Below are 25,111 nucleotides of genomic sequence, written 5' to 3' on the forward strand. Positions count from 1 at the left end.
AAATACCCATGTACAGTAGAGCGGAGACATCCAAGATCCGAACCGACTTTTGGATTGCTTTTGGGCAATACATGAAGCCGGTGCCCAATGCCCAAGGCCGGCGCATTAACTGGCCTAACTACCGCACGGGAATTAAGGACATTTACTTTCGGATGCGAGCCGAGCGGGACTTTGCGTCCATCGGTATCGAGCTGGGCCATGCCGACGAGGAGATGCAGGAGCTGTTTTTTGACCAATTTCTCCAGCTGAAAAAGCTGCTGCTCGCCAGCGTCGGTGAAGAATGGAACTGGAAGCTCCACGCCAAAAACGAGATGGGCCAGACCGTCTCCAAGATCGAGCTCATCCTCCCCGGAGTCAACGTGATGGAGCGGGACGACTGGCCGAAGATTATCGGCTTTCTGAAGCCTCGAATCATTGCCTTGGACGAGTTTTGGGACAATGTGAAGCCAGGGTTTGAGGACTAGCGGTTTCCAGTAGGCAGTCTCAGGAGCCAGTTGTTGCACCTTTCTTTTGGAGTTAAAAAGGGTGCTGGATATTTTCGTTCATGACTACTGGGTTTTTTGGGCATATTGGAAGAAACTGTTGGTTTGTTCTAGCCCTACTGCTGTTTTCCTGTAAGAAATATAACTCTTGCAACGACCTGATGGGAGCTTGTGCGGGCAATCCAGAAGGACGGTACTGTACTTTTGGGTTTAAATGGGGTGGCGATAATTTGTTTGCCGACGCTGGTGTTGAGCAGGCCGGTCCCGGTACTTCAGGAGGCATCATCACTTTTGGGTATTTTGATCCTGGCCATTTAGTAAACACCCATTCTCAAACAGATGTCTCCACATTGTCATTTAGTCAAGTGACAGCCTGCGAGGCCCAAGAGCAAATAGAAAGAGCGCTGAAGGCTTGGAGTTCGGTTGCTGATTTCGAATTTGAGCTTGTGCCAGTGGAAAAAGCATCCATCAAGTTTGCAGTAGCTGATATAGAACAAGGAGGCGTTGCGTTTCCTTGCTTTACAGATGATCTATGCTCCGCGATCGCAGGACTCGTGGTACTGGATATTCCAAGCAGGAGTACTTGTGAGGGTTTTTACAATATGGTTCTGCACGAAATAGGTCACGCCCTTGGCTTAGGCCACGTAGATTCCCACAATATCATGAATCCATCCAAGAGTACTCTCACTGAACTTGGGAGTGGGGATATTGATGGAATGCAGTCCATCTATGGCAAAAAATGAGTGTGCATTCTCGGGTTATTCGGTTCAAAGCTCTTTCCTCACAAACCTAAATTCCTCGATCCGTCTTTCGCCCTTTTCGGTCAAAGCCAAGTGGATGATCAGCTCATCGCCCTTTCGCTCGTAGGTCAGCCCGTGAAACCAGGCGATGTTTTCCCCCAGCGCGATCAGCCGGAAGGTTGTCCATTTTTCCTTCTCCTCCCAGCCGGACAGGTCGGGGTTAAAGTGCTTGAGCTTCAGGGAGACACTTTCCCCCTCCTGTACGAAGTTCATGAACTCGGAGAAAACCAGCTCTCCTTCGCTCCAAAAGCGAAACGTGCCGATCATGTGGCCGTCCTTGGCGGGCATCCACGCTTCTTCGCATTCCCCGCCCAAGCCGGTGCCTGACCAGAAGCCAGCCAGCCAGTGGAGGTCTTCCACCTTGCCCTTTCCCGGTTCCTGATCGGCTTCGAGCTGCCGGACTTGGGCGAGTGCCAAATGACTAATTGTCAGAAAAAGGAGGGTAGAAAGGAAAGTTTTCATGGGGCTAAGAGCTAAGCACCCAAATTAGAAAAATAATCAGAGATCGTGGCGCTTTGGCAGGTCGGGATTGACGAAGGTAAAGCCTCGCGCTTCGTCTCCCTCGAAAAAGTCGATCTGCATGCCCATCAGAAACATGAAGTGTCGCTTCTCGATCAAAACCGGGATGCCGGTGATCTCAAACTGCTGGTCCTCAGGCTTGGCCTTGTCAAAACCCAGCGCATAAGACATCCCGCCACAGCCGCCGCCCTTAACCCCCACCCGGAGAAAATAGCCCTCGGGGATGTTTTTGGTAGCCATGATGTGCTTGATCTCGGCCTCGGCTTTTTCGGTGATGGAAATGGGAATCAGCATGGGGAGAAAATCGATTTTCGGGTGATTTGGTTCGTCGCCTGCGGCAAAATTATCGAATCGGCCGGTTTTTTGACACAGGAGAATTACTGATATTCGGATACAATTATTGACAATGGACTATTTGCTTGACTTGCTGAAAATCATCCTGCCTGCGGGCATCGTGCTCTACGGGATGTACCTGGTGGTGGTGTCTTTCCTTTCCAAAGAGCGCGAAAAGCTACTGGTGGACCTGAAAACCCAAAATACCCAAGTGGTGCTTCCCATCCGGCTTCAGGCTGCCGAAAGGCTCTGTCTGCTGTTGGAGCGCATCTCCCCAAACAATCTCGTGAGGCGATCCAACCCCTCCCAATATACCGCGGCGGAGCTTCACCCCATGCTCCTCGCCGAAGTGAGGGAGGAATTTAACCACAACATGAGTCAGCAGGTCTACTTCTCCGAGGAAACCTGGGAGGCTGTACGCCGCGCCGTCGAGGACGTGGTCACGCTGCTCAATCTGAGCCGTCAGAGTTTGACCGCCGAGGCCAGCGGGATGGAATTGGCCAAGGCGATTTTCTCCCAGTCTCTCGAGCAAAAAAACGATGCGGTCACCTATGCGCTGAGAAAAGTGAAGTCCGAAATCCAACTTTATTTCTAATCCTATGGAAACTGGCAGTAAAGCTTCAGAATTGATAGAGAAAGCAAAGGCGCTTTTTGGGAAACAGGTAGACCTCATCGTCCGCCAAGAGCAAAAGGTGGTGGAGCTGATCCAAGGCGTCGGCCAAAAGCTGACCAAGCTGGCGCAAAATCCCAAGGTCAGAAAACTGACCGAGCCGGTACAGATCTTCATCCGCATGATCAAGGCCCACTTTCGCGGACAGCACAAGGTTTCCATGGGGACGCTTGGCCTGATCGTGTTGGCGATGGTTTATTTCCTCTCGCCGATAGATATTATTCCTGATTTTCTGGGCTTCTTTGGCTTTGCCGACGACCTCTCCATCGTGCTGGCCGTCTATGCCAAAGTCAAGGACGAGGTGGATGGATTTTTGGAATGGGAGCGAACCCAAGCGGATTGAGTGCTGTTGTCCTTCTTAAAAAAAATCGAAGGAATGGAATCGTTGAGTCACCCAGTCACTCCAGCTATTTTTGAAAAAGGGTTTCCCTACCCCGAATTTGTCGCATTCACGGAAAAGCTCGTCTCCGAAAACCGGACGACTGGAGCCAACCAAAGCGAAGCCTATCTAGACTATACGCGCATGTGCCTCCAGCGTATGCATCGATGGGACAAGACCGCCAAGGTCTCCCTTGCCATGCAGGAGCTGATCGAGTCGATCCAGCAGCCACAGCGATGGCTGGTGATCACGGAGGCTTGGTGCGGGGATGGCTCCCAGTCCATTCCTTTTTTGGCCAAACTGGCCGACTTGAATCCCAAAATCCAGCTTCGGATCATCCTACGGGATGAAAACCCAGCGGTGATGGATGCCTACGAGACCAACGGAGCACGGTCTATCCCGAAGCTGGTGGCGTTTTCCGGGGATCTCCGATGCGAGCTCTTCACTTGGGGACCAAAACCCCACTACCTGATGGAACGGTACAAGGAATATCGCCATGATTCGAAGGGGCTTTCGTACCAGGAGTTTTTGGAGGAGGTTTACCTTTGGTATGCCAGAAACAAAAACAAGGACTTGGAGGTCGAACTTTTCCCTCTGATACAATCTTCTTTGATCCAATGAAAATAGCGTTTATCTCGGGCACTTCCGGAATGGTGGGCATGCAGCTTTTGCACCAACTGCTGAAGGACGGAGCCTATGACTATGTGCTGAGTGTAGGCAGGAGAAAACTTGCGCTCAAGCATCCGAAGCTGATCCAAATCGAGGGCGATCTCTTTAAGCTACAGCAATGGGACTGGGAGGATAGGATCCGAGAGCAGGCTTTGGGTGGAGAGTACGCCGATTTTCTGGGCAAAATCGAGAAGCGCGAAGCCGAGATCCATGCCTTTTGCAGCATCGGGACGACCATCAAAGTTGCCGGTTCCAAGGAACGCTTTTACGCCGTGGACCACGATTTGGTACTTGGCTTTGCGGAGTGGGCTAAGTCATTGGGAGCGGAAAAGTTTCTTTACGTCTCCGCCATGGGTGCTGATGGGGGGTCCTCTATTTTTTACAACCAGGTGAAAGGCAAAACCGAAGAGAATCTGAAGTCCGTGAAATTTGCCTATTTGGGGCTGTTTCGGCCTTCTTTACTTCTGGGAAACAGACATGAATTTCGTCTCGGAGAGCAGGTGGCGACCATCCTGATGAAGCCTTTGGTTTGGCTCAGGCTCTTCAAAAACATGCGGCCGATCTACGACCACCAGGTCGCCAAGGCCATGGTAAAAACCGCCCAAAGCATCCGTTCACAGTCCGTGGAGATCATCTCTTCCGGACAAATGCAAGACCTCAGTCAATGATCGTAGTCATACAGCGCGTATCCGAATCATCGGTAAAGATAGACGGGAAAGTAAAATCCGAAATCGGAACCGGATTGATGATTTTGCTCGGAATAGAGGAGGCCGACAGCCAGGAGGATATCGACTGGCTATCGAAGAAGATCGCCAACCTTCGGATTTTCCCTGACGAAAATGGCGTGATGAATCGCAGCGTTTTGGACGCAGGGGGAGATGTGTTGCTGATTTCCCAGTTTACGCTCCACGCCAGTACCAAAAAGGGCAATCGGCCTTCCTACATCAAAGCCGCCAAGCCGGATTTTGCCATTCCCATGTATGAAAAAATGATTTTGGCTCTTGAAACTGAGCTGGGGAAATCCATTGGCACCGGAGAGTTTGGGGCGGATATGAAAGTCAGCCTGGTCAACGATGGTCCGGTGACCATCGTGATCGACTCGAAAAATAGGGTTTGAGCTTAGTCAGGATCGGAAAGGAAGGAGTCTTCCAAAGCCTTTTCCACAAACTGATTGAGAGAATATCCCTTTTTCAGGGCCTCACGGGCAACTTTTCTATGGAGTTCGGGTCTAATGCGAACGTTAAAAGTGCCCTTGTAGGACTTGCCGGGGGTTTTCCCAATTTGCTCGCAGGTTTCCAAATAATCTTCCACAGCCTCTTCAAAAGCTGTCTTTAGACCGGAAACCGAGCTTCCCTCAAAAGTCACCAAATCATCTATCCCCTCAATCTTTCCATGAAAGATTTCATCTTCCGTGGAAAAGGACACAGAGCCAACAAAAGATTTATATTCCATTAAATTTTTCATAGCAAGCCTTCTTGGGTAAGTATATTGATGACTTCCACGACTACGTAGGTCTTTAAAATGGGCGACGGATGGGGTTTGTGGAGCCGAATGACCGATTTCGTAAGGGGGTGGATAAACATTCTTCGAGAACCAGCCGTCTTGCCCGTTTTCTTTTCTTCATAGCCCAACCCTATCAAAAGGCTTTCTAGCTCCTCAAAACGAAAGTCCTTTGGTTTTTGGAGTAATCTTGCCTTTAGCTTGTCGAGTTTTGTCACTAACGAATGTAACTGTATTTCAGTTGCTTTTTAACTTACAGGAATTATTTATTGATATCAATAAATGGATTTGGGATTTCGACATCTATCCGAAATCCCAAATCCAATCTCCCAAATCAGAAATGCTTCCAGCCTTGGGCTTTGAGCTGTACTGCTGTGCCGCTTTTGGTCACGAGAAACTTGCCTTCCTCAGCCTTGGTGATGTGGCCGATGAAGTGGATGTCGGGATGCTTTTCCAGCTTCGCAAAGTCTTTTTGGTCGATGGTGAAGAGCAGCTCGTAGTCCTCGCCTCCATTGAGCACACAGGTGACTGGATCGAGGTTGAGCTCTACAGCGGTGTCAAAGGTCTGCTTGTCAATAGGCAACTTGTCTTCATAGATCGTGGCACCGACTCCGGAAGCCTTGCAGATGTGGAAAATCTCCGATGCCAAGCCGTCCGACACATCCATCATGCTGGTGGGCACCACACCCATTTCCCGAAACTCGTGGATGATGTCCATTCTCGCATCGGGTTTGAGTTGGCGGCCAGTGACCACGCCATATTTTTCCAAGTCCGGTTTCATGTCGGGATTGGCTAGGAAGACCTGCTTTTCGCGCTCCAGGATCTGCAGGCCGATCAATGCCGATCCCAAATCTCCGGTGACACAGAGGATGTCGTTCACCTTGGCACCGGAGCGGTAGCTGAGTTGGTCTTTTTGCGCCTCGCCAATGGCCGTGACCGAGATCACCAAGCCTCCTCGGGAAGCGGTGGTGTCTCCACCGATCAGATCCACGCCATAGTGCTCACAGGCGGCGTTGATCCCCTGGTACAGTGCGTCGACTGCCTCCACGGAGAATCGGTTGGAAAGGGCGATGCTGACGGTGATTTGCTTGGGGATGGCATTCATGGCGGCCACATCTGAGACGTTGACGGCGACGGCTTTGAAGCCCACATGGGGGAGCGGGGCGTAGGATAGATCAAAGTGAACCCCTTCCAGCAGGAGGTCGGTCGTGACGACCTTGGCATGATCGCCAGCGTCGATCACAGCAGCATCGTCGCCGATGCCCTTGAGGGTAGAGGGATTGTGGAGAGAAACGTTTTGACTCAGGCGATCGATCAGGCCAAACTCGCCCAATTCGCTGATTTCGGTTCTATTTTCAGACATTTTGATTTACGATTTAAGACTTTTGATTTACGAGGGGGAAGAGATTTTTGAGGTTCTTGTCTGTCGTTGGCGTTTTCGTTGTACTCAATTTTCCAATCCCAAAACCTTCCAACCTTACCACCTTCCAACTTTTCAACCCGCTTCCTGACACAGTTCCACCAGCACGCCGTTGGTGCTGCGGGGATGCAAAAATACCACTAATTTGTTGTCGGCGCCTAGTTTTGGCGTTTCATTGAGGATCTCGAAGCCTGCCGCTTTGAGCCGATGGACTTCGGCTTGAATGTCTTCCACGTCAAACGCGATGTGGTGCACTCCCTCGTTTTTTTTGTCCAGATACTTGGCAATGGGGCTGTCGGGTCGGGTGGCTTGGAGGAGCTCCACTTTGGTTTCTCCCACTTGGAAAAAGCTGGTTTCCACCCCTTCGCTGTCGACTTTCTCGGTTTTGAAAGGTGCTTTTCCCAGAAGTCTGGCGAATAGCTCGTTCGACTTCTCCAGGTCTGCGACGGCGATTCCGATATGTTCGATTTTCCTCATCCCTTTGATTTTGTATCTTTGTGGCTGAATCTTTTTGTGGGAAAGCCTGTTTCAGACTTATCTTCACTCCACCTAAAGTAAAGGTAAAATTTATGATAATCGTTTCTGACAAGGCCAAGGAGAGAATTCTCGAACTCAGACAAGAGGAAGGCCGCTCCGAAAATGAGAATATCCGCGTATCGGTGAAAGGCGGGGGCTGCTCCGGCTTGATGTACGACTTGGGATTTGATGCCAATATCGTCGAGACTGACCATGTGTTTGAAGACAAGGGGGTCAAAATCCTCGTCGACCGAAAGAGCCTGCTGTACCTGGCCGGGACTACCTTGGAGTTTACCGACGGACTCAACGGCAAGGGTTTTCAGTTTATCAACCCCAACGCCAGCCGAACCTGCGGATGCGGGGAAAGCTTCTCAGTATAGTATTGCTATCCATTTTGGAACTCTGAAAGCAGCTCAATCGGGCTGCTTTTTTTTTACCACTCTGATCGTTGTCCTCCTTTTCCAAAAGCAGGAGTGGGTAAGCGAGCCTTGAAAGGCATTTTTCGGATTCGACTAAGCTATTTAGCGTCCAATCCTTACCTTTGCGAGCGTAAAAAACTAGCCTGACTATGGAGACCCAAATCAAAAATGTCCCTCTCAATGATCTGCACATCGCCCTCGGGGGCAAGATGGTGCCTTTTGCCGGATTCAACATGCCTGTACGCTACAGCTCCGACAACGAAGAGCATCTCTGTGTGAGAAATGGAGTAGGGGTTTTTGACGTGTCCCACATGGGTGAGTTTATGGTCGAAGGGCCAGAGGCACTGGCTTTGATCCAAAAAGTGACCTCCAACGATGCCTCCAAGCTCGTGGTGGGCCAGGCGCAGTACTCTTGCTTTCCCAACGAAACCGGCGGGATCGTGGACGATCTGATTGTTTACAAGTTCAGCGAGGAGAAATACATGCTCGTGGTCAATGCTTCCAACATCGACAAGGACTGGGCGTGGGTGAACAAGCACAACAGTATGGGAGCCAAGCTGACCAACGTGTCGGACGAGTACTCGCTTTTCGCGGTGCAAGGGCCAAAAGCCATAGAGGCCGTGCAGTCTTTGACTCCGGTCAACCTTTCCGAGATCAAGTTTTACCATTTCACCGTGGGCGAATTTGCCGGAATCCAAGATGTGATCATCTCCGGGACCGGTTATACCGGCGCGGGTGGATTTGAGATCTATGTGAAAAATGCCGACGCGGAGCACGTGTGGAAGGCCATTTTCGAAGCGGGAAAAGACTTTGACGTCAAGCCAATCGGCCTAGGTGCCCGCGATACGCTGAGACTGGAGATGGGCTATTGCCTCTATGGCAACGACATCACCGATACCACTTCCCCGCTGGAGGCCGGCTTGGGTTGGATCACCAAATTCACCAAAGATTTTACCAACTCCGAAGCGCTGCTGAAGCAAAAAGAGGCGGGCGTTTCCCGCAAGCTGGTCGGCTTTGTGATGCAGGAGCGGGGCATTCCTAGAGGACACTACCCCATCGTGGATGCAGCTGGAGAAGTAATTGGTGAAGTAACCTCCGGTACCCAGTCTCCCAGCATGGGCGTGGGCATCGGTATGGGCTATGTGAAGACCGAATTCAGCAAGCCGGGCACGGAGATATTTATCCAAATCCGAAACAAAAACCTAAAAGCGCTGGTGGAGAAACTGCCTTTGCTCAAAGCCTAATGAGAAAAGTCGAAGTTTGCTTCAGCCCCGAGCTGATCCAGTTGCATGAGTTGGAGGACAAGATCGTGGTGGTGGTGGATATCTTTCGCGCCACCTCTACGATGGTCGCCGCGGTAGCTAATGGAGTCAAAGAGATCCTTCCTTTTCCTGACTTGGAAAGCTGCCGAGAGATGCAGCAGAAGGGTTTTCTTATCGGAGGGGAGCGAAATGGCCTCACGGCCCCTGGCTTCGAGATGGGCAATTCCCCGGTCGCTTACCTGAAGGGAGAGCATGCGGGGCGCAGCTTGGCGATGACCACCACCAACGGCACCCAAGCGATAGAGAAATCCAAGCAGGCGAGCCAGATCCTGATCGGTGCCTTTGCCAACCTGCAGGCGACGGTGTCCTATATCCAAAGCCAAACCGAGGATGTACTCATCCACTGCGCAGGCTGGAAGGGGCATTTCAACCTCGAGGATTCCATCTATGCGGGAGCATTAGCCAAAGCCCTGGAGGCGACGCACCTGGCCGAAGATGACGGGGCGATTGCGATGAAGGCACTCTTCGAAACAGTCGGCCACGACCTGAAGGGCTTTCTTTCCCAAGCTTCCCATGCCAAGCGCCTGCAAAACCACGGCATCGAGCACGATATCGACTTTTGTCTGAGCTATGATCTGTATGACCTGGTGGTCAAAGTGAATGCGGAAGGCTTTTTAGTGAAGGTGTAGAGCGTAAGTGGTAGAATCAAATTTCGAATATCGAACACTGGAGATCCTACTTCCCGACCTCCAATCCTCCCACTTCCTACTTCCTCACTTCAGCTTCTCGTTGTCCTTATGCCGGTTGAGGTCCCGGGTGTTTTTCTTTTCGAGATTCTTGTGCAAAGCTGCCGTCAGATCCACGCCGGTTTGGTTGGCGAGGCAGATCAATACCCACAGCACATCGGCCATCTCGTCGCCGAGGTCCTTACCCTTGTCGCTTTCCTTGAAGGACTGCTCGCCGTAGGTTCGCGACATGATCCGGGCCAGTTCGCCGACCTCCTCCATGAGAAGGGTCATGTTGGTCAGTTCGTTGAAGTAGCGGACGCCCACAGTCTTGATCCATTCGTCTACTTTGGCCTGCGCTTCGGCGAGGGTGATGTCTTGCTTCATGCTTTTCGGTTGTTTTTTAGACCTGAAAATAGCGTGCTGGCCAAGCCGATCCAAACTTTTCGTTTTTCCCAACTTGCTTTCTGAAAAATCCCCTACGCAAATCGTTTTGACCGCTCTTCTGGCTGGGCGGCAGTAATTCCCATTCTTGTTTTGGCTCCCCGGCAATTATGGGTTAATTCAGGTCTCAAACCCCAACCCCTATGAAAAAACTACCCTTGTACATTTTCTTGGTTTTAACGGTTTTCGCCTGCGCCGAAAAAGCCCAGGAAAAGACCTTGCCAAGGATCGCCATTGCTGGGCTCGCCATCGAGTCGAGCACTTTTTCTCCCGCCAGATCCACCACGGCCTCCTTCCGGGTGAGGACAGGGGAGGAGATTTTTTCCTACTACCCCTTCATGGCGGCGGACTCGGCGGACAGGAAGCGCGCTGAGTGGTTTCCGACGCTGCGAGGCCATGCCATTCCCGGCGGGATGGTCACCCGTCATGCCTATGACTCGTTGGTGGGCGTGACGCTGGAGATGCTGAAGGCCAATTTGCCCTACGACGGGCTCTTTTTCGATATCCATGGCGCCATGAGCGTGGAGGGACTGGACGATCCCGAGGGAGACTTTATCACCAAAGTACGGGAAGTGGTCGGCTACGAGACGTTGATCTCCACTTCCATGGACCTGCATGGAAATGTGTCCTTGGTCCTGGCGGAAAACTCCGACCTGATCACCTGCTACCGTATGGCACCGCATGAGGATGCGCTGGAATCCAAGCAACGCGCGGTGGAAAACCTCTTGGATCGATTGGAAAGCGGCAAAGGCAAACCAGCCTTCAAAGCTTGGATTCCTGTCCCGATTCTCCTTCCAGGCGAAAAGACCAGTACACGCATTGAGCCGGGCAAAGGGCTCTATGCTAAAGTAGATCCCGAGACCAAAAAAGAAGGTGTGGTCGATGCGGCGATCTGGATCGGCTATGCCTGGGCCGACGAACCCAGAAACCACGCCGTGGTGATGGTGACCGGCGATGATGAAGCGCAAGTGAAAGAATCAGCCGAATACCTCGCGAAAAGCTTTTGGGACGTACGTTCCCAGTTTGAGTTTGTGGCGCCGGTGGCGAGCCTGGAGGAAAGCCTGGATATGGCCCTCAAGAGTGACAAGAAGCCTTTTATGATTTCAGATATGGGGGACAATCCCACTGCTGGTGGAGCCGGAGACGTGACCTGGACGCTGAATGAACTGCTGAAGCGTCCGGAGTTTAAGTCTGCCGATGGGCCGGAGCTGATCTATGCGTCCATTCCTGGGCCAGAATTGGTGGAGAAAGCACTGGCTGCGGGAGTAGGCGGAAAAGTAGAGGGAGAGGCTGGTGCCGCCGTCGATAGCCGATTTGCAGGGCCTGTGAAACTGGCCGGCACAGTCGAAGCCATCAAGGAAGGCGACAAAGACGCCGGAGCGGAAGTGGTGATCAAGGTTGGCTCGATCAAGGTCATCGTGACCTCCAAGCGCAAGCCTTACCATAATGAGAGCGACTTCACCGACCTCAACCTGAAGCCGAGAGAAGCGTCCATCGTGATGGTGAAGATAGGCTATCTGGTACCAGAGCTGTATGACATGCGTGGGGACTGGATCATGGCCCTGACTCCGGGCGGAGTGGACCAGGATCTGGAGCGCTTGGGCTACAAGCGGATCAATCGCCCCATGTACCCGCTCGATAGGGATATGGCCGACCCAGACTTGACAGCCAAGTTTATCCCGCTCTCGGGAACTTCAAAGTAAAAAATGAAAAAGCCGGATGCGAGTCCGGCTTTTTCATTTGTGATTTTTGACATACGATTTACGGGGCCTTGATAGGGGCGGCAAGCACTCTTTCTTTTTGTCTTTTTTTGAAGAAAAGTTCTGGGGGTCGGTTTTTGGCTTTGCCATCGGACATCCGACACCGGACATCCGAACTTCCTACTTCCCAACTTCCTATCTCCCGACTTCCAACCTCCCTACTTCTCCTTGTGCTTGACCGGGAGCTTCATGAAGATGTTTCGCACAGCCATCCTGAGGTCGGACTCCAGATCGGTCTCAAAGGAAATCTCCTCCTGCGCCCATCCTCTCCAGAGCAACTTTCCGGTTTTGGGTTCAAACATCTCGATGCTCAGGACTCCCTCTTCGTAGCTGGATTGGGTGACTTGTCCTCCCGAGACCGGCACCGATCCGCCCATGTAGTATCCTGGTCCGCCAAAACCCACGCCCACGCTCACCGTGGGGGACTGGCTATACTTTACCCGGTTTTCGATTTGCGTGTCAAACTGAAAGACCGCGTCGGGGTTTTCCACGTCGAGTTTGAAGCCTTTTTTATGGAGTTCCTCATTGGCCAAGTCCAGGATGTAGCGGGCGTAGCGTTTCTGTCCCTGCTTGTTGGCCTCTTCCAGGCGATCGAGGTTCACCCAGGCGTAGGTCTTATAGCTATCCAGGTCCACGCCTTTGGCTTTGTAGGAATAGGTCTGCATGATGGTGCCGCAGGAAAACAGCCCAAAAGAAAGCAGCAGGGCTACCGCGGCGATTGTCAGTATTCTCATTTTCAGGTGGTTTTAGTCGGGATAAAAAAAGAGAGGATGGCTGTCGACCATCCTCTGGAGTGTTAAGTACAGGCAAGGATTAGTTGCCCATGAAAACATAGCCGATGTTGAAGGACAGGTAGGACTGGGTGGAGTCAAAGTCGCCTGCGGCAAGTCCCATGTTGTATTTCACAGCCAGCGAGACACCGGCGTATCTATTGAGCGAATACATAAATCCTACCTGGGGTGCAAAGGCAAAGCTCCAAGCATCCTCAGTCAGTCGGTAGATGCCCATGTCCGTGGCTCTCTCGGTGTAGCTCGTACCCAAGCCCAGGCCTACAAAGGGATTTAAGTCTTCTCCAGGCTTGATGTAGTAGTCGGCTGCCAACATCAGGGGCACGGTGTTCACATAGCGGTATTGCTTGCCGGATAGGGTACGGTTGTCTACAGTGTAGGTGTCAAACGGACGCTCGTCGTAGAATACGTTCCATCCAGAATAGAACCCCACGCCCAAGTTGGGCTGCACCATCTTGCGGTAGTCGATGGTAAAGCCCCGTCCACTGAAGCTGGAGGCATAGTCTCCCAAGTCCCCTGTAGCCAAGCCCATGGAGTATGCTACGGTGGTCATGCTTTGGGATTTGGCATTTGACGCAAAAATCAACACCAAAAATGCGGATATAACTAGAAATTTTTTCATCGTTTTGTCAGTTGATTAGTTGGTTTTTAGATAGGGAGACTGCATGAAAGCCTGGTCTATGGCATCCGTGATCCGAGATACGTCGTTTGCGCCGGACATGAGCCCGTTGCCGATCATCAGCCAAGTGACCGGAGAGAGATCCACTGGGGTGTCCACATTGGGGTCGACCATGTTGATGATGACAGATCCGGTGGTGATACTGGAGACGGTGTAGTAGGGAGGGTAGTACCAGCCCCAGCCCCAGCCCCACCAGCCGCCATACCACCAGTCATACCAGTAGCTCCAGAAGTAGGTGGTGTTTTTGATCGCCGCCGGCGTGAGCAGGACATCGGGATTCGCATTGACCGCCACCTTGGTCCAGCCGTAGTTGGACATGTTTTGGTCAATTGCTTGCAGGATAGGCGTCGCATAGATGTCTCTCATGTACACGTAGCTGGTGTCTCCGTTTTCGATTTCTATGTCCACGACGATTTTGTCGGGGAGGGCGTAGGTTTGTTTGGAGGCAAAATCGTAGTTTTCATCATGTTGGGTCAGCGTGACGTCTGTGTCTTCGTAGTATTCCGGCCCACCGGGGTAGCAGCCCCAAAGGCCAAGTCCGGCTGCAAACACAAGCATAAGCTTCGAAAATTTACTTTTCATTGTTTTGTAGTTTAGTTTTTCCAAATAAGTTGAGATGGATTAGTTCTATAAAGTAAACCAGTGGTATTGTCGTTTTTCATGATTAAAGTCATATTTAATAATAAAATACCAATCCGTTTTTCCTTGCGAGAACCCCGTCGTTTTAAGTCCCTTACTCTTAGTCGATTTTGCCATGATGAATCCAAAACCCCAGTCCGTCGAGGAATATTTTTCCTGGTTTTCGGGAGAAATACTCGAGAAACTCCAAAGTATCCGTGATACACTCCGAAGGGAAATCCCCGAGGCAAAGGAGGTGATCAGCTACCACATGCCGGCTTTTCGGACCACCGAGGTGCTGGTGTACTACGCTGTGGCCAAAAACCATATCGGCTTTTACCCTACCAACAGTGGCGTGAGCGAGTTTAAAAAAGAACTGGCACCCTACCAGACCAGCAAGGGAGCTATCCAGTTCCCACACGATCGGCCCATACCTCTGGATCTGATTGCGGAAATTGCCAAATTTCGCCTTCTGGAGGCGAAGGAAAGGGCTGTGAAAAAGAAGAAAAAGGCCTAGCCCAAGGCGTCTGGCAGCGCTTGCAGTAGGCGGTCGATTTCCGCCTTGGAGTTGTAGATGTGGGTGGAGATGCGGATTCCGTCCGTACGGCCCTCGGGCACCTGGCGTATCCTAAACCCAGCCTCGCCTAGCGCTTTTCCTACGGACTGATAGTCTTTGCTTTTTGGGCGAAAGGTGAGCATGGAGATGCGCGAGGCGGCTTCGGTCGGGGATAGGATTTCGATTTTCCCTTCCAGGTCCAGTAGGCCGTCAAGCAAGTGCTGGTTTAGCTCCCTTACCCGGGCTTCGATTTTTTCCTTTCCGATCTCCAGATGAAATGCCGTGGCGGCCGATACCCCTTTCATCAGGGAGGTGCTTTGTGTTCCGTAGTCGTACCGGTGCGCCCCCTCGATGTAGCCTTCGAGTGCCGGTGGGCTGCTGAAAAGATCCCAGCCCAAGTCGCCTCCCGCTCCGAAGTGGATGGGCTGAAGCCGGTCCATTGCCTCGGCACGGACGTAGAGAAAACCAGTGCCTGCTGGCCCCAATAGCCATTTGTGGCAGCAACCGGCGTAGAAATCGCAGCCCAGTTCGCGGGGCTTCAGGTCAAAAGTCCCCGCACCATGCGCCCCGTCTATGGCGGTCAGGATTCCCCTTTCCCGTGCAAACTCGGAGATCTCCCGGATGGGAAAGACCAGCCCCGTGGTACAGGTCACATGGGGAATGGCGATGACTTTGGTCTTTGCCGTAGTCAGGGACTGGATGAGATGGAGGTTTTCCTCCGCCGTGGCCGCGGGTGTGAATGCCTTCAGTGTGATGCCTTGGATTTTGGCGCGATTGAGCCAGGGAAGGGCATTGCCAGCGTGGTCTTGGTTGGTGAGGATGACCTCATCGCCACTCGTGAGGGGTACGCCCCAAGCCATGATGTTGATCCCTTCGGTGGTGTTGTGGGTGAGGCTGAGTTCGTTGGTGCCGATTCCTAAGAAAGCTGCCAAGAGCTCCCGCTCCGGCGCCGTGCTGCCATACTCTCCAGAGGTGTTGATTTCCTCCAGGGAGGATTTTAAGGCCTCTTGCACCACCTGTGGAGCCGGGCCAAAGGTGCCGTTGTTGAGGTAGACTCGACGGTGGGTCAGGGGAAAGCTTGCCCTGACCTGGTCCCAAAAAGCCTCTCCGGTCAGGCGATGGTCTATCCCCTGTTTGGCTTGATCCATGGCTGGACCGAAAGCGGCAAGCCCGGGTAGGGCCATGCCAGCCGTCAGTTTCTTGATGAAGTCCCTTCTTTTTCTCATCCTGGATTGATCTTTCCATTGAGTTAGGGAAACTTTTCCGAAAAAGAAAAACCGATGGTTTAAATGGTCATTTGCCCAGTTCCATGGTCTGCGTGACAGCCGCGGGGATGTCTTCGGCGTAGTGGCTGACGTAGATCAGCGTGATGGGTCTGTGTTCGCAGACCTGTTGGACCGTCTCGCGAAACAAAGCCCGCTGCAGGTCATCGAGTCCCTGCGCCGCTTCGTCCAGAATCAGTAGTTTGGGATGCTTGATGAGGGCTCTGGCCAGCAAAGTCCAGCGCTGCTGGGCCAGTGAAAGGCGCTGGATGAGCTGGTTTTTCACCGGCTCCAGGTCAAAAAGTCTGATCCACTCATCGGCGGCTTGCTCTTGCTCTGCTGTGGTCTTTTTGAAAAGCCCCATGGTGTCGAAGAAGCCGGAGAGGATCACTTTTCGGCAGGTCTGGTTGGCCGGGAAAAAGCGCGGCAGCTCGGGGGCGACAAAGCCTATGGGCCTTTTTACGTCCCAGATGCTTTCTCCGCTTCCCCTTTTTCTCCCAAAAAGATAAATCCGCTGGGAATAGGCTTGCGGGTTTTCGCCGATTAGCAAGCTGATGAGCGTCGATTTGCCAGCGCCATTCGGGCCGCGGAGCAGCCAGCGCTCGCCGGCTTTTATTTGCCAATCGAGGTTGTTGAGGATCTGTTTTTCACCATAGCGGATGCTGACCTCCTGCAAGTCCACGAGCACGTCGCCGGAGGCCTGCGGCTGGGGAATGAGCCGCCGCAGCAGGCCCCAATCCCAATCCAGCTTGACCAGGGGCAGGTCTTTATGGGGAAACGCCTCCTTGGCCCAGGTCTGGGTGATGCCGGAGGCGTTGAGCTGGGCGATGTGGGTGATGCCCTCGGGGATTTCCCCGGGAGAGGTGGTGAGGAGGACATGGATTCCCGCATCGGACATGGCGGTGAGGGTCTTTCCAAATTCGGCGCGGGTCTGCACATCGAGTCCGGTCAGGGGCTGATCCATGAGGTAGAGCTTGGGCTGGCGCATCAGTCCCAATGCCAAGACCAGGCGGCGTGTCTCCCCGTTGGAAAGCTTCAGCAGTGACTGGTCTAGCAAATGGTCGAGTCCCATGGCCTGCGAGGCTTTGGCAAGGGTCCAGGGGCCGGGGATCTTGGGATCCACCTGCTCCAGGTACTCCTTCACGCTGAGGGTTTGCTCGGACTCGGAGGAGTTGAATCGCTGCTGAAAGTAGAAATTTTGCTGGTTTGAGCGGTTTTTGAGCTCGTATTTTTGGGACACGTAGGCCATCAAGTCGCGAAAACTGTGCACTTGGCCATCTGAATTTTTCTGCCGTAGATAGTCTTGGGAGAAAGGCCTCGAGATCTCTCCCGCTGATACCACGGTGTGTCCGAGGAGCGTCTCCAGAAATGCGGTGAGCTCCTTGCCGGAGTTTCCGATGATAGCCCAGTGTTGGCCTTTTTTCCAGGTGAAGGTGAGCTGGTCAAACTGCTGGGAGCCTCCATGGAGGATTTTTGCATTGCGGACTTCTATGAGGGTTTCTTCCTTCACGCGTTGGGATTGTTTTGGGGGAAAGTTAGAAAAAGGCGGGCGTCGTCAGTCCCAAATTCTTTTGGTCGGCAAAATATGATTTTATTCATATGTCGGAAATAGGGCTAAATTCGGGAAAGTGCCGATAAAGCACGAAATTCAGTATCAGTTTCACCAGTTCATTTTTAACTCCAGACCATGAAGCCGTCCCCATTTTTGCTCCTCTTGGCGTTTTTTTGCCAGACTGCCTTCGCCCAAGATAGCCTCGACGTCGGCCAGCGAAGAAATACCCTCAAACTGGACCTGACCCACAACCTGCTCTACCGCAATGCCTACAACCTGTCCTGGGAGCGAATCACCAAGCCTAACCAGAGCATGGGCTTTACGGTCGGTTATCAGGAGTTTCCGCAGGTGTTCAACTTGGGTGAAAACATCCAGGCGAGACGTGAAAGCGAAGCCGGCGGCTATAAAGTCGGGGCAGAGTATCGATTTTACCTGAGAAAAGAAAACAGGCATGCCGCGCCCCGGGGCGTGTATATCGGGCCGTATTTTACCACTTTGGGATTCAATACCACGCGGGACATTACCTACACGGCTACGACGGAGCCGCAGGACGCGAGCTACGTCGCCAAGTTTCGGCTGTATAGCCTGGGCGCACAGCTGGGGTACCAGTTTGTGTTTAACGACCGCTGGTCTCTGGACCTGGTGCTGGTGGGGCCTTCCATCACGCGCTACAATGCCGGCATGCGGCTGGAGGGCGATTTTGAGTTTGATCCCGATGATGTGCAAAATGAGATTTTGGATGCGCTCATAGAGAAGTTTCCCGGCTTGAGCGACCTGCTCAACGACAAGGAATTTGACAGCTCGGGCAAGGTGGACGTGCTGGGAATAGGCTATCGCTACCAGTTTTTGGTCGGGTACCGCTTTGGGAAGTACAAAAAGAAATAAGCCGAAGTCTTCGGCCGGTGAAAAAGCAAAAAGCCTCTTTCCGATTTGGGAAGAGGCTTTTTGATTCAGTCGTTGGGGTATGGGACATAGACAAAACTCGTGAATGCCCCGTCCATCACGAAGAGGCAACAAAATTCGTCAGGGTCTTTGTAGGCCTTTTTGAACTCCTCCAGGGACGCTTCGGCGATGAGCTTGCGCTGGACAAACTCATCCACGTAGGTGATGAAGTAGTTCCAGTCCAAGTCCTTTTCCACCTTTCCGATGAAGATTTTGCCGATGGGCTGCATCTCCTTGGAAATCGGGAAGATGGGAAAATCAGAAAAGCCCCGGGTTCTGATCTGGTAGGAGGCTTCCTTGAGTACGTCGGAGATTTTGACAAAGTCGCTGGTGATCGTGCCCAGGTATTTGCCGCTTAGTTCGGGATCATTGAAGTCAGAGATCATGGCTTGAGGGTTAGAAGTACGACATTCTCGACATGGTAGGTCTGTGGAAACATGTCCACGGGCTGGACTTTTTCGACCTGGTATTTTTCTCCCAAGAGAGCCAAGTCCCTGGCTTGGGTGGCTGGATTGCAGGAGACATAGACGACTTTTGGAGCTTCGAGCCTCAGCAGCATCTGGACGACTTTTTCGTCCATTCCCGCCCGTGGAGGGTCGGTGATGATCACGTCCGGACGGGCGTGGGCAGCGATGAACTCCTCATTGAGGATGTCCTTCATGTCGCCTGCATAGAAGAGCGTATTGTCGATTCCGTTGATTTGGGAGTTGAGCTTGGCATCCTCGATGGCCGCCTCTACATATTCCACACCGATGACCTGCTTGGCTTTCTTGGCCACGAAATTGGCGATCGTACCCGTGCCGGTATAGAGATCATAGACGACCTCATCGCCCTGCAGGTCAGCAAAGTCGCGGGCGACTTTGTAGAGCTCGTAGGCTTGGTCGGAGTTGGTCTGATAGAATGATTTCGGGCCGATGCGGAAGCGAAGGCCTTCCATTTCCTCCTCGATGTAGGGGAGTCCCGCATAGGTCACCAGCTCCAGGTCGTGGAACGTCTCGTTTCCCTTTGTGTTGACCACGTAGAGAAGCGAGGTGATCTCGGGGAATCTGTTTTTCAAAAACTCCATCACCACGGGGATGTTTTCCGGATCATTTTCCCCAAACTGCACGATCACCATGGTCTGGCCCGTGCTGGTGGAGCGGATGATCAGGTTGCGGAGCAGGCCGACTTGGTTGCGGATGTCGTAGAAGCTGAGCTGGTTTTCGCGGGCAAAGGCCCGGAGTTCGTTGCGCACGTCGTTGGAGATGCCGTCCTGTAGGTAGCAATGCTCCACGTCGATGATCTTGTCAAACATCTTGGGAATGTGGAAGCCGAGCGCATTTCGCTCAAACTCCTCCCCGGAATTGATCTCTTCGCGGGTCAGCCAGCGGGAATTGGAAAAGGTGAAGTCCAGCTTGTTGCGGTAGTATTGGGTCTTGGCCGAGCCCAAGATGGGCATGACTTCGGGGATGGGGACCTTGGCGATGCGCTGAAACTGATCCACGACCTGCTGGCGCTTGTAGTCCTTCTGAAGGGCGTAGTCGATGTGCTGCCATTTGCAGCCGCCACAGGTGCCAAAATGTGGGCAGAAGGGCGTGATCCTGTCTTTTGAATACTCGTGGAAGTGTACCGCTTCCCCTTCCATGAATGAGCTTTTGCCCTTGGTGATCCGTACGTCCACCACGTCTCCCGGTGCGACATTGGCCACGAAGACGACTTTGCCATCGTGGTGCCCAACGCACTTTCCCTCCGAGGCGATGCGCTCGATGGCCAGGTGGGTGATGACCTTGTTTTTCATTTTTCTCGACATGGCCGCAAAATTAGGGAAAAAAGAGAAGATGGCCTGTGGGGAATTAAAGTCTCCCGGCGGTAGTTACGCAGACAAGGGCCATATTTTCGATCTGGAAAAATTCAATTTCTTATCTTTATGGCCGAAAGTAGACCCATGAAGCTCAAGGACAAAGTAGTGATCATTACGGGGGCCACCTCAGGTATCGGTGAGGCTTGCGCGCTTGTTTTTGGAAAAGAAGGAGCCAAAGTAGTCATCACCGGCCGTAGCAAAGAGAAGCTGGAGCAGGCTTCACAGTCGCTGCGGGAGCATGAGGTGGACTTTCTTCCGGTCTTGGCTGACGCCTCCTCCGAGGCGGACAATCAGCGCATGGTCGAGGAGGCACTTCAGGCCTATGGCCGAATCGATATCCTGATCAACAATGCCGGCATATCCATGCGGGCGCTCTTTGAGGAGGTGGATTTGGACGTTTTTCGCAAAGTGATGGATACCAATTTTTGGGGCACGGTCTACGCTACCAAGTATTGCCTTCCGGCCATTCGCAAGTCACGGGGCTCGATCATCGGCATCTCTTCCATCAACGGCTTCCGGGGCACTCCCGCCCGTACGGCCTACTCCGCGAGCAAGTACGCCATGAATGGTTTTTTCGAATCCCTGCGCACCGAGGTCATGCACGAGGGGGTTCACGTGATGGTCGCTGCGCCAGGCTTTACCGCATCCAATATCCGAAACAACGCACTCACCGCCCACGGCGAATCCCAAGGCGAATCGCCCCGGGACGAGGGAAAGATGATGACCGCGACCGAGGTCGCGGAGGAGATACTGAAAGCCACACTGAGAAGAAAAAGAGATCTCGTGCTTACCATACAAGGCAAAATGGCCGTGTTTCTCAACAAGTGGATTCCGGGGATCATGGATGGAATGGTGTTCCGGGAAATGGCCAAAGAAAAGGACTCGCCGTTCAAGTAGATGGCTGAATCCGTCTTCCAGCACTACCTCAACAGACTCACCGACCTGTCCTCCAAAAACAGGTCGCTCTACCTGCCCAAGGTGGAAAATTCGGGTTTCATCGACATTAGGGATTTTGGTTTTTTGGACGGATCGCCCGCGTTTGAGCTCATCCGTCAGCTGATCCAAGGGAGAAAGCAAGTGTCCTTACTTCCCCAAGTGGATCCCCGCATGGGGGAGATCAACCAGCTTTCCAAAGCGCTTTCCCGCATGGCGTTTCGCGATCAGCTGATCCAGGAGGAGACCGGTGACCGCGGGCTCTATTTGGCCTGGCCCTTTGTGGAGGGAAAGCTGCTCAATGGCCAGGTCTTGCGCGCTCCCATCCTGATGTTGCCGGTTTCCCTGGCGGTGAAAAATGAAAAGTGGACCTTGCTTTCCGAAGGTTCTTGGGAGTGGAACCCCGCTTTTCTGCTGGCATACAGCCATGCTTATGGAAAGCGGATCGATGCCGCTGCGCTGGAAGAGGCGGCGCAGGATTTTTCGGATGATGCGACCGAATTTCGTACGCAGCTCAGCCGATTGGTTCCGGAGCATTTTTCGGTTCAAATGAGTTCCGCGCTTTTTGAGGATCAAGTAGCTCCTTTTCCAGTCTCCCAAATCTCACTGGATCAAGATCGTTTCGAGGACGGACGGCTCCTGCTGAAGCCCTATGCTTTGTTGGGTCAGTTTGCGCAGAAGGGAAGCTTCCTTTTTCGCGACTATGAAGAATTGGGTCGGCAATACGAGGGGGTGTCTTTGGAGGAGCTTTTTGAGCAGTTTTTCGCGGAAAAGGAAAAGCTGCCGATTCCTCGGGAAGAGCAGTTGTTTCCGGTTTTTGCCCTAGATGCATCCCAAGAAAAAGTGCTGGTCAGCGTCCGCCAAGGCAAGAGCCTTGTGGTGGAGGGGCCTCCTGGCACAGGCAAGTCCCAGCTGATCGCCAATTTGGTGTCAGATTACATTGCCCGTGGCAAAAAGGTGCTGGTCGTCTCCCAAAAGCGCGCCGCGCTGGATGTGGTATTCGAGCGAATGGAAAAGGCCGGCTTCGGGGATTTTTTGGCTTTGGTACATGACTTTCGGGGAGACCAAAAGGCGCTTTTTGAAAAACTGCGCAAGCAGATTGAGGCAATAGAATCCTATCAGGAGCAAAATCGGGGGATAGATTCCATGCAGCTGGAGCGGGATATTTCGCGGCTTTCGGCTCGGATCGGCGTGCTTTCGGATCGCTTTGAGGAGCTGCGCACCGAGCTTTTCAACGAGAAACCTGCCGGTATTCCGATCAAAGCCATGTATCTGAAAGCGGCCTTGGACCGGCCGGCCTTAGATTTTTCCGCGCAGTTGCTCCGTATGAAATATGCTGAGGCGCTTGAGTTTGAATCGAAGTTTCGGGTCTTTGATGCGTTTCGGCAAAAGTTTGCAGGAGGGTTTTGGGAGGCTAGGCGCTCTTTCGCGCAGGTGCAGCCGACGGATTTCGCCCGAATCCGCCAAAGTCTGTATGATGTGGAGCATTTGCGGAAAACCAAGCCACTGGGCATGGCTGGCAACGCTCTACCGACTTTAGCAAAGTCGATTTTGGATGGGAGTCGGGTTTCGCAGCGCGTTCTTTCTTTTTTGCAAAAGCTAGACCTTCAAGCCAATCCTGAGGATGTTTTGCCTATCCTGTTTCAGGTGAGCGGGCGACAAACGCTTTCCGCATTGCTCAGCTGGCTGGCTGCTGCGACATCGGAGCTGTCCGGCATGGAGCTTCGTCTGATCGAAGATGCTGCCGAGCTGGAGCGCTTGGAGTCCGAGCTGGCGGTCTTGATACCTAAGACAGGATCGTTTTTTGGAGCTTTGGCGGCAAAGTGGAATCGAAGCAAGTTTCCGCTGACTTTTCGGATTTTGGAGGAAAGGGGCTGGGGGCTGGATTCGGACTTGTTGGCAAAGCTGCTGTCGGAAGTACAGCGCCAAATTCAGCTGAGGAATGAGTTTTACAGCCTTCCTGGGCTAGCGGGATTGCCTTTTGAAGATTTCTCTTTTGCATCCCTCCAAACCTCTCAAAGACAGGTTTCGGGAATATTGGATTTGGCGAAAAAATGGGATGGTTTATCAGAAATCCAGTCGTTGCGGAATTGGGCTGGCTTCGATTTGGAAGCTTTTAAGTCGGGCCTTTCAGAATTGGGCGGTTGGTCGGAAGCGTTTGAAAATTCCGTCCCAGCTTGGCTTTTGTGGCTGCATCCAGAGCAGGTGCTGGAGCTTTTGGCAAGAGGCCAGGCGGCGCTTGCTTTGGAAAGTGACTTGGTGCTAAACCAAACCTTTGCTGAGCTGGCTGCCTTTGATGCTTTTCTCAAAGAATGGGGCGAGGAAAGCCAGTACCTGGCGGATGCGCTTCAGGAGCAGTTTTTTGAGAAGTCCTTGGAAGAAAGGCTTGCCGCCTTCCGAAACGGCTGGCACTTGGCTTGGATAGGGGAGCTGGAGCGAAGAACCCCGATTTTGGCAGAAGCGGGCAGTGTCAAGCTTTCCGCGGAAATGGCAGAGCTGAAGGAAGCTATTTTGGAGAAGCGGAAAATCTCAAAGCACGTGGCGCTGCTGCGGCTGCGCGAGCAGGTGGGTTCGGGACTGGAGTTGAACCGTCTGGGCAACCGCTTGACATATCGGGAGCTGCTGCACCAAGTGAGTAAGAAGCGACAGCGCTGGCCGATCCGGAAGCTGGTGGAGGAAATGGGATCGGAGGTGCTGCGGCTGCTTCCCTGCTGGCTAGCGAGTCCTGAGACGGTTTCGGCGATTTTTCCGATTGGACAGCTGTTTGATTTGGTGATTTTTGACGAGGCCTCCCAGTGTCAGGTCGAGCGGGGTTTACCTGCTATGCTTCGAGGCCGACAAGTGGTCGTGGCGGGGGATTCCAAACAGCTGCGTCCCTCGGATTTTTATCAGGTGCGTTGGGAAAGCGAATCCGAAGGAATGGAGTATGAGGCGGAGTCGCTCTTGGAGCTCGCGGGACATTTTTTTGAAAAATGCCAGCTCAAAGGCCATTATCGCTCTGCTGATCCGGGGTTGATCCATTTTTCAAATTCCCATTTCTACGAGGGGCAATTGGAAACTTTGCCGGATTATGGGACCGTGAAGCTTGGGATGAGCCCTTTTTCTTGGGAGAAAACCGAAGGGATTTGGGCGAATCAGGTGAACAAAAACGAGGCGGATGCGGTGGTCGAGCGGGTCAGATCGATCCGGAAGCAAGCTCCGGGGGACACTATCGGCATCGTCACCGGCAACTATTTTCAGATGGAGCTGATCCGGGAAAAACTCTGGGAATCGGGGGTGCTCCAGAGTGATGTAAAAGTCCGAAATATCGAAAACGTGCAGGGGGATGAGTTCGATCAGGTGGTGCTGTCTCTGGGCTACGCGCCAAACCGGGAGGGGAGGTTGTTGACCAATTTTGGCCTGCTGGGCAAGTCGGGTGCTGAAAACCGCCTGAACGTGGCCATCAGCCGCGCTCGGAAGGCAATGCACGTCATCAGCAGCATTGCCCCAGAGGACTTTCGTCCGAGTCAACTTCAAAATCCAGGTTTGGTGCTGCTTCATGGTTTTTTGGCTTTTGTAAGGGAGCAGAGCGAGGAGATGGCTTTGCCCCAGTCGACCGTAGTATGCGATAGATTCGAGATAGATTGGAGCCTGAAAAGCCGCCTTTTGGATTCAGCGGAGGGCTTTTCTCGGCAGGTTCCCTCCTCGGTGATGGATTTGGTGAAAATGATGCCGGGTGAAGATCAAGTCGCGATCTTGACCGATGACCAGCGTTTTTTCAATGCATCCACCGCCAAGGCTGCCATGGCCTACCATCCCATCCTACTGGAGCAAAAAGGCTGGAAGTGGGAGTGGATATGGAGTAGGAGATTTTTATGAATTATATTTCATTCATTAAATCTATTTTTAATTGATAAGGAATGATATTTCATTAATTATAATATAAATTGTCCGCTTTTATGCCAGTAGACAGCCGTGACAATCCGAATGAACGCTAAAATTGGGGCTTTGCCCTACTTCGGTCTTCGGTCATCGGTCTTCCAGCCCGATTGAAGAAGCAAATT

At 52.7% G+C, this 25,111-nt stretch carries 29 protein-coding genes; 15 read left to right on the plus strand and 14 right to left on the minus strand.

Annotated features, from left to right (window positions below; translation table 11 throughout):
- Nucleotides 1–8: 8 nt before the first annotated feature.
- Together J0A68_RS16195 and J0A68_RS16200 are read left to right on the plus strand one after the other, a co-directional pair.
- A complete protein-coding gene (locus J0A68_RS16195; protein ID WP_206579276.1) occupies nucleotides 9–464 on the plus strand; it encodes a DUF4268 domain-containing protein in 456 nt (151 codons plus the stop codon).
- Nucleotides 465–544: 80 nt separating this feature from the next.
- On the plus strand, nucleotides 545–1,225 hold the full coding sequence (locus J0A68_RS16200) for a matrixin family metalloprotease (RefSeq protein ID WP_206579277.1): 681 nt from the start codon (nucleotides 545–547) through the stop codon (nucleotides 1,223–1,225).
- A gap of 24 nt (nucleotides 1,226–1,249) precedes the next feature.
- On the opposite strand, the gene J0A68_RS16205 is transcribed toward J0A68_RS16200, so the two are convergent.
- Together J0A68_RS16205 and J0A68_RS16210 are read right to left on the minus strand one after the other, a co-directional pair.
- Nucleotides 1,250–1,744, minus strand: a complete 495-nt coding sequence (locus J0A68_RS16205; RefSeq protein WP_206579278.1) for a DUF6265 family protein — start codon at nucleotides 1,742–1,744, stop codon at nucleotides 1,250–1,252.
- Between the two features lie 36 nt (nucleotides 1,745–1,780).
- Nucleotides 1,781–2,095: a HesB/IscA family protein gene (locus J0A68_RS16210; RefSeq protein ID WP_206579279.1), complete on the minus strand. Its 315-nt coding sequence runs from the start codon at nucleotides 2,093–2,095 to the stop codon at nucleotides 1,781–1,783.
- A 112-nt stretch (nucleotides 2,096–2,207) separates the two neighbouring features.
- Here J0A68_RS16210 and J0A68_RS16215 point away from each other — a divergent pair, with 112 nt between their 5' ends.
- From J0A68_RS16215 to dtd, 5 genes are read left to right on the plus strand one after another with little or no spacing between them, the layout of a single operon-like run.
- Nucleotides 2,208–2,729: a DUF7935 family protein gene (locus tag J0A68_RS16215; protein ID WP_206579280.1), complete on the plus strand. Its 522-nt coding sequence runs from the start codon at nucleotides 2,208–2,210 to the stop codon at nucleotides 2,727–2,729.
- A gap of 4 nt (nucleotides 2,730–2,733) precedes the next feature.
- Nucleotides 2,734–3,147 (plus strand): YkvA family protein, encoded by a 414-nt coding sequence (locus tag J0A68_RS16220; RefSeq protein ID WP_206579281.1) that lies wholly within the window; start codon nucleotides 2,734–2,736, stop codon nucleotides 3,145–3,147.
- A 33-nt stretch (nucleotides 3,148–3,180) separates the two neighbouring features.
- Nucleotides 3,181–3,804, plus strand: a complete 624-nt coding sequence (locus tag J0A68_RS16225) for a thioredoxin family protein (protein ID WP_206579282.1) — start codon at nucleotides 3,181–3,183, stop codon at nucleotides 3,802–3,804.
- Nucleotides 3,801–4,520, plus strand: a complete 720-nt coding sequence (locus J0A68_RS16230; protein WP_206579283.1) for an NAD-dependent epimerase/dehydratase family protein — start codon at nucleotides 3,801–3,803, stop codon at nucleotides 4,518–4,520. Before J0A68_RS16225 ends, J0A68_RS16230 begins: the two co-directional genes overlap by 4 nt.
- Nucleotides 4,517–4,969 (plus strand): D-aminoacyl-tRNA deacylase, encoded by a 453-nt coding sequence (dtd, locus tag J0A68_RS16235; protein WP_206579284.1) that lies wholly within the window; start codon nucleotides 4,517–4,519, stop codon nucleotides 4,967–4,969. The genes J0A68_RS16230 and dtd overlap by 4 nt, the downstream gene beginning before the upstream one ends.
- 2 nt (nucleotides 4,970–4,971) lie before the next feature.
- Here dtd and J0A68_RS16240 read toward each other — a convergent pair whose 3' ends face one another.
- The 4 genes from J0A68_RS16240 to mce all read right to left on the minus strand — a co-directional run bounded on the left by J0A68_RS16240 (nucleotide 4,972) and on the right by mce (nucleotide 7,249).
- Nucleotides 4,972–5,316, minus strand: a complete 345-nt coding sequence (locus J0A68_RS16240) for a type II toxin-antitoxin system HicB family antitoxin (protein WP_206579285.1) — start codon at nucleotides 5,314–5,316, stop codon at nucleotides 4,972–4,974.
- Nucleotides 5,313–5,570, minus strand: a complete 258-nt coding sequence (locus J0A68_RS16245) for a type II toxin-antitoxin system HicA family toxin (protein WP_206579286.1) — start codon at nucleotides 5,568–5,570, stop codon at nucleotides 5,313–5,315. The genes J0A68_RS16240 and J0A68_RS16245 overlap by 4 nt, the downstream gene beginning before the upstream one ends.
- A 116-nt stretch (nucleotides 5,571–5,686) precedes the next feature.
- Nucleotides 5,687–6,715 (minus strand): thiamine-phosphate kinase, encoded by a 1,029-nt coding sequence (gene thiL / locus J0A68_RS16250; RefSeq protein ID WP_206579287.1) that lies wholly within the window; start codon nucleotides 6,713–6,715, stop codon nucleotides 5,687–5,689.
- A 132-nt stretch (nucleotides 6,716–6,847) separates the two neighbouring features.
- Complete coding sequence (mce, locus tag J0A68_RS16255) at nucleotides 6,848–7,249, minus strand: methylmalonyl-CoA epimerase (protein WP_206579288.1); 402 nt, start codon at nucleotides 7,247–7,249, stop codon at nucleotides 6,848–6,850.
- Between the two features lie 92 nt (nucleotides 7,250–7,341).
- On the opposite strand from mce, the gene J0A68_RS16260 reads away from it, so the two are divergent.
- The 3 genes from J0A68_RS16260 to J0A68_RS16270 all read left to right on the plus strand — a co-directional run bounded on the left by J0A68_RS16260 (nucleotide 7,342) and on the right by J0A68_RS16270 (nucleotide 9,658).
- On the plus strand, nucleotides 7,342–7,668 hold the full coding sequence (locus tag J0A68_RS16260) for a HesB/IscA family protein (protein ID WP_206579289.1): 327 nt from the start codon (nucleotides 7,342–7,344) through the stop codon (nucleotides 7,666–7,668).
- 188 nt (nucleotides 7,669–7,856) lie between these two features.
- Entirely contained in the window at nucleotides 7,857–8,951 is a 1,095-nt protein-coding gene (gene gcvT, locus J0A68_RS16265; protein WP_206579290.1) for a glycine cleavage system aminomethyltransferase GcvT, read from the plus strand.
- Nucleotides 8,951–9,658, plus strand: a complete 708-nt coding sequence (locus J0A68_RS16270) for a 2-phosphosulfolactate phosphatase (RefSeq protein WP_206579291.1) — start codon at nucleotides 8,951–8,953, stop codon at nucleotides 9,656–9,658. Before gcvT ends, J0A68_RS16270 begins: the two co-directional genes overlap by 1 nt.
- A gap of 84 nt (nucleotides 9,659–9,742) precedes the next feature.
- Here the strand turns inward: J0A68_RS16270 and J0A68_RS16275 are convergent, their stop codons facing one another.
- Nucleotides 9,743–10,081: a nucleotide pyrophosphohydrolase gene (locus J0A68_RS16275; RefSeq protein ID WP_206579292.1), complete on the minus strand. Its 339-nt coding sequence runs from the start codon at nucleotides 10,079–10,081 to the stop codon at nucleotides 9,743–9,745.
- A 200-nt stretch (nucleotides 10,082–10,281) separates the two neighbouring features.
- On the opposite strand from J0A68_RS16275, the gene J0A68_RS16280 reads away from it, so the two are divergent.
- Nucleotides 10,282–11,841 carry a M81 family metallopeptidase gene (locus tag J0A68_RS16280; RefSeq protein ID WP_206579293.1) on the plus strand — a complete coding sequence of 520 codons (1,560 nt, stop codon included), beginning with the start codon at nucleotides 10,282–10,284 and terminating at the stop codon, nucleotides 11,839–11,841.
- 215 nt (nucleotides 11,842–12,056) lie between these two features.
- Here the strand turns inward: J0A68_RS16280 and J0A68_RS16285 are convergent, their stop codons facing one another.
- From J0A68_RS16285 to J0A68_RS16295, 3 genes are all read right to left on the minus strand, one after another.
- Nucleotides 12,057–12,632: a DUF4136 domain-containing protein gene (locus J0A68_RS16285; RefSeq protein ID WP_206579294.1), complete on the minus strand. Its 576-nt coding sequence runs from the start codon at nucleotides 12,630–12,632 to the stop codon at nucleotides 12,057–12,059.
- 79 nt (nucleotides 12,633–12,711) lie between these two features.
- Nucleotides 12,712–13,308, minus strand: a complete 597-nt coding sequence (locus tag J0A68_RS16290) for an OmpW family outer membrane protein (protein WP_206579295.1) — start codon at nucleotides 13,306–13,308, stop codon at nucleotides 12,712–12,714.
- A 15-nt stretch (nucleotides 13,309–13,323) separates the two neighbouring features.
- On the minus strand, nucleotides 13,324–13,923 hold the full coding sequence (locus J0A68_RS16295) for a DUF4136 domain-containing protein (protein ID WP_236025627.1): 600 nt from the start codon (nucleotides 13,921–13,923) through the stop codon (nucleotides 13,324–13,326).
- Between the two features lie 196 nt (nucleotides 13,924–14,119).
- On the opposite strand from J0A68_RS16295, the gene J0A68_RS16300 reads away from it, so the two are divergent.
- The gene (locus J0A68_RS16300; RefSeq protein WP_236025628.1) at nucleotides 14,120–14,500 is read left to right on the plus strand and encodes an iron chaperone; all 381 of its coding nucleotides are present in this window, start codon (nucleotides 14,120–14,122) and stop codon (nucleotides 14,498–14,500) included.
- On the opposite strand, the gene J0A68_RS16305 is transcribed toward J0A68_RS16300, so the two are convergent.
- Both J0A68_RS16305 and J0A68_RS23035 read right to left on the minus strand, forming a co-directional pair.
- Nucleotides 14,497–15,765 carry an aminotransferase class V-fold PLP-dependent enzyme gene (locus J0A68_RS16305; RefSeq protein ID WP_206579297.1) on the minus strand — a complete coding sequence of 423 codons (1,269 nt, stop codon included), beginning with the start codon at nucleotides 15,763–15,765 and terminating at the stop codon, nucleotides 14,497–14,499. The two genes, J0A68_RS16300 and J0A68_RS16305, sit on opposite strands and share 4 nt — an antisense overlap.
- A 67-nt stretch (nucleotides 15,766–15,832) precedes the next feature.
- Nucleotides 15,833–17,311, minus strand: a complete 1,479-nt coding sequence (locus J0A68_RS23035) for an ATP-binding cassette domain-containing protein (protein ID WP_317195125.1) — start codon at nucleotides 17,309–17,311, stop codon at nucleotides 15,833–15,835.
- Nucleotides 17,312–17,488: 177 nt separating this feature from the next.
- Here J0A68_RS23035 and J0A68_RS16315 point away from each other — a divergent pair, with 177 nt between their 5' ends.
- A complete protein-coding gene (locus tag J0A68_RS16315) occupies nucleotides 17,489–18,238 on the plus strand; it encodes a DUF3575 domain-containing protein (protein ID WP_206579298.1) in 750 nt (249 codons plus the stop codon).
- Nucleotides 18,239–18,303: 65 nt separating this feature from the next.
- Here J0A68_RS16315 and J0A68_RS16320 read toward each other — a convergent pair whose 3' ends face one another.
- Entirely contained in the window at nucleotides 18,304–18,681 is a 378-nt protein-coding gene (locus J0A68_RS16320) for a hypothetical protein (protein WP_206579299.1), read from the minus strand.
- The gene (gene rlmD / locus J0A68_RS16325) at nucleotides 18,678–20,084 is read right to left on the minus strand and encodes a 23S rRNA (uracil(1939)-C(5))-methyltransferase RlmD (RefSeq protein WP_206579300.1); all 1,407 of its coding nucleotides are present in this window, start codon (nucleotides 20,082–20,084) and stop codon (nucleotides 18,678–18,680) included. Before rlmD ends, J0A68_RS16320 begins: the two co-directional genes overlap by 4 nt.
- Before the next feature lie 135 nt (nucleotides 20,085–20,219).
- Here rlmD and J0A68_RS16330 point away from each other — a divergent pair, with 135 nt between their 5' ends.
- Both J0A68_RS16330 and J0A68_RS16335 read left to right on the plus strand, forming a co-directional pair.
- On the plus strand, nucleotides 20,220–21,032 hold the full coding sequence (locus J0A68_RS16330; RefSeq protein ID WP_206579366.1) for an SDR family oxidoreductase: 813 nt from the start codon (nucleotides 20,220–20,222) through the stop codon (nucleotides 21,030–21,032).
- Nucleotides 21,033–24,926 (plus strand): AAA domain-containing protein, encoded by a 3,894-nt coding sequence (locus tag J0A68_RS16335; protein WP_206579301.1) that lies wholly within the window; start codon nucleotides 21,033–21,035, stop codon nucleotides 24,924–24,926.
- Nucleotides 24,927–25,111: the final 185 nt, after the last annotated feature.

It is taken from the genome of Algoriphagus oliviformis (genome assembly GCF_017254915.1).
GTDB classification, from domain to species: domain Bacteria; phylum Bacteroidota; class Bacteroidia; order Cytophagales; family Cyclobacteriaceae; genus Algoriphagus; species Algoriphagus oliviformis.

What these genes read in the sequence shown, in the direction of transcription:
- J0A68_RS16195 (WP_206579276.1), top strand. Translation starts at nt 9, where the DNA reads ATGTACAGTAGAGCGGAGACATCCAAGATCCGAACCGACTTTTGGATT.
- J0A68_RS16200 (WP_206579277.1), top strand. Translation starts at nt 545, where the DNA reads ATGACTACTGGGTTTTTTGGGCATATTGGAAGAAACTGTTGGTTTGTT.
- J0A68_RS16205 (WP_206579278.1), bottom strand. Translation starts at nt 1,744, where the DNA reads ATGAAAACTTTCCTTTCTACCCTCCTTTTTCTGACAATTAGTCATTTG.
- J0A68_RS16210 (WP_206579279.1), bottom strand. Translation starts at nt 2,095, where the DNA reads ATGCTGATTCCCATTTCCATCACCGAAAAAGCCGAGGCCGAGATCAAG.
- J0A68_RS16215 (WP_206579280.1), top strand. Translation starts at nt 2,208, where the DNA reads ATGGACTATTTGCTTGACTTGCTGAAAATCATCCTGCCTGCGGGCATC.
- J0A68_RS16220 (WP_206579281.1), top strand. Translation starts at nt 2,734, where the DNA reads ATGGAAACTGGCAGTAAAGCTTCAGAATTGATAGAGAAAGCAAAGGCG.
- J0A68_RS16225 (WP_206579282.1), top strand. Translation starts at nt 3,181, where the DNA reads ATGGAATCGTTGAGTCACCCAGTCACTCCAGCTATTTTTGAAAAAGGG.
- J0A68_RS16230 (WP_206579283.1), top strand. Translation starts at nt 3,801, where the DNA reads ATGAAAATAGCGTTTATCTCGGGCACTTCCGGAATGGTGGGCATGCAG.
- dtd (WP_206579284.1), top strand. Translation starts at nt 4,517, where the DNA reads ATGATCGTAGTCATACAGCGCGTATCCGAATCATCGGTAAAGATAGAC.
- J0A68_RS16240 (WP_206579285.1), bottom strand. Translation starts at nt 5,316, where the DNA reads ATGAAAAATTTAATGGAATATAAATCTTTTGTTGGCTCTGTGTCCTTT.
- thiL (WP_206579287.1), bottom strand. Translation starts at nt 6,715, where the DNA reads ATGTCTGAAAATAGAACCGAAATCAGCGAATTGGGCGAGTTTGGCCTG.
- mce (WP_206579288.1), bottom strand. Translation starts at nt 7,249, where the DNA reads ATGAGGAAAATCGAACATATCGGAATCGCCGTCGCAGACCTGGAGAAG.
- J0A68_RS16260 (WP_206579289.1), top strand. Translation starts at nt 7,342, where the DNA reads ATGATAATCGTTTCTGACAAGGCCAAGGAGAGAATTCTCGAACTCAGA.
- gcvT (WP_206579290.1), top strand. Translation starts at nt 7,857, where the DNA reads ATGGAGACCCAAATCAAAAATGTCCCTCTCAATGATCTGCACATCGCC.
- J0A68_RS16270 (WP_206579291.1), top strand. Translation starts at nt 8,951, where the DNA reads ATGAGAAAAGTCGAAGTTTGCTTCAGCCCCGAGCTGATCCAGTTGCAT.
- J0A68_RS16275 (WP_206579292.1), bottom strand. Translation starts at nt 10,081, where the DNA reads ATGAAGCAAGACATCACCCTCGCCGAAGCGCAGGCCAAAGTAGACGAA.
- J0A68_RS16280 (WP_206579293.1), top strand. Translation starts at nt 10,282, where the DNA reads ATGAAAAAACTACCCTTGTACATTTTCTTGGTTTTAACGGTTTTCGCC.
- J0A68_RS16285 (WP_206579294.1), bottom strand. Translation starts at nt 12,632, where the DNA reads ATGAGAATACTGACAATCGCCGCGGTAGCCCTGCTGCTTTCTTTTGGG.
- J0A68_RS16290 (WP_206579295.1), bottom strand. Translation starts at nt 13,308, where the DNA reads ATGAAAAAATTTCTAGTTATATCCGCATTTTTGGTGTTGATTTTTGCG.
- J0A68_RS16295 (WP_236025627.1), bottom strand. Translation starts at nt 13,923, where the DNA reads ATGCTTGTGTTTGCAGCCGGACTTGGCCTTTGGGGCTGCTACCCCGGT.
- J0A68_RS16300 (WP_236025628.1), top strand. Translation starts at nt 14,120, where the DNA reads ATGATGAATCCAAAACCCCAGTCCGTCGAGGAATATTTTTCCTGGTTT.
- J0A68_RS16305 (WP_206579297.1), bottom strand. Translation starts at nt 15,765, where the DNA reads ATGAGAAAAAGAAGGGACTTCATCAAGAAACTGACGGCTGGCATGGCC.
- J0A68_RS16315 (WP_206579298.1), top strand. Translation starts at nt 17,489, where the DNA reads ATGAAGCCGTCCCCATTTTTGCTCCTCTTGGCGTTTTTTTGCCAGACT.
- J0A68_RS16320 (WP_206579299.1), bottom strand. Translation starts at nt 18,681, where the DNA reads ATGATCTCTGACTTCAATGATCCCGAACTAAGCGGCAAATACCTGGGC.
- rlmD (WP_206579300.1), bottom strand. Translation starts at nt 20,084, where the DNA reads ATGTCGAGAAAAATGAAAAACAAGGTCATCACCCACCTGGCCATCGAG.
- J0A68_RS16330 (WP_206579366.1), top strand. Translation starts at nt 20,220, where the DNA reads ATGAAGCTCAAGGACAAAGTAGTGATCATTACGGGGGCCACCTCAGGT.
- J0A68_RS16335 (WP_206579301.1), top strand. Translation starts at nt 21,033, where the DNA reads ATGGCTGAATCCGTCTTCCAGCACTACCTCAACAGACTCACCGACCTG.